Origin of the sequence: Pseudomonas emilianonis, assembly GCF_023072625.1 — a bacterium.
Taxonomy (GTDB): domain Bacteria; phylum Pseudomonadota; class Gammaproteobacteria; order Pseudomonadales; family Pseudomonadaceae; genus Aquipseudomonas; species Aquipseudomonas paraveronii.
This window is the reverse complement of the sequence record NZ_JAKNRV010000716.1, coordinates 1-1,019: the sequence shown is the minus strand read 5'-3', so window position 1 is coordinate 1,019 and position 1,019 is coordinate 1. Positions and strand designations below refer to the sequence as shown.

At 62.7% G+C, this 1,019-nt stretch carries 2 pseudogenes; both read right to left on the bottom strand.

Features of this window, described 5'->3' with window-relative positions:
- Positions 1 to 894, bottom strand: a pseudogene (locus tag L9Z73_RS31130) (DUF3418 domain-containing protein); the annotation flags it as partial.
- Positions 885 to 1,019: pseudogene (locus L9Z73_RS31125) on the bottom strand (sulfite exporter TauE/SafE family protein); the annotation flags it as partial. The pseudogenes L9Z73_RS31125 and L9Z73_RS31130, both read right to left, overlap by 10 nt.

The following is a 1,019-nucleotide window of genomic DNA, read 5'->3' as shown; positions in this document are numbered from 1 at the left end:
CAGCCATTCCAGGCGTTCGGCGGGCAAGGCCGGCAACAGCGGCGCCGGCACGCGCAGGGTCACGCCGTCACGCGGATGGTTGGGTTCGAAGTGGTAACTCAAGGCCAGCGCCAGGTCGCCCAGGTGCAGGGTGTCCGGGTAATGCGCAGCGGTGACTTCGCTGGCGTCGCGGGCCAGTACGTCTTCCTCGCGCATGATCAGCAATTGCGGGTCTTTCTGGCTGTTGACCTTGTACCAACTGTCGAACGTCGCGGTCTGGTGGATCTCCGCCGGCAAGCGCGCATCGTAGAACGCATACAGCGTCTCTTCGTCGGCGAGGATGTCACGACGACGCGCCTTGGCTTCCAGTTCGTCGAGCTGCTCCAGCAGTTGCTGGTTGGCCGTCAGGCACTTGGCCCGGGACTGGATTTCGCCGCGCACCAGGCCTTCGCGGATAAACAGCTCGCGCGACACCACCGGGTCAATCGGCCCGTAATGCACGGGCCGGCGCCCGACCACGATCAGCCCGAACAGGGTGATCTGCTCGAACGCCACCACTTGGCCGCGCTTCTTTTCCCAGTGGGGTTCGAAGTGGTTTTTCTTGATCAGGTGCCCGGCCAACGGTTCGATCCAGTCGGCATCGATCTTCGCCACCATGCGCGCATACAGCTTGGTGGTCTCCACCAGTTCGGCGGCCATCAGCCATTGCGGACGTTTCTTGCCGATGCCCGACGACGGGTGAATCCAGAAGCGCCGTTGACGCGCGCCGAGGTAATCGCCGTCTTCGGTTTTCTGCCCGATCTGGCTGAGCAGGCCGGACAGCACGGCTTTGTGCAATTTGGCGAAGTCCGCCGGTTCCTTGTTGAGGCTCAACTGCATGTCGCGGCAGATCAGGCTCAACTGGCGATGGGAGTCGCCCAGCCCGCCGCCAGTTGCGCCGGCCGAGCCTTCACCGCCAAGCTGTAAATCGCATAGGCGCTGATAAACAGGCCCATCAACAGCAGCAACAGATCCGAATGCAGGTTGAGCAAAAACACCAC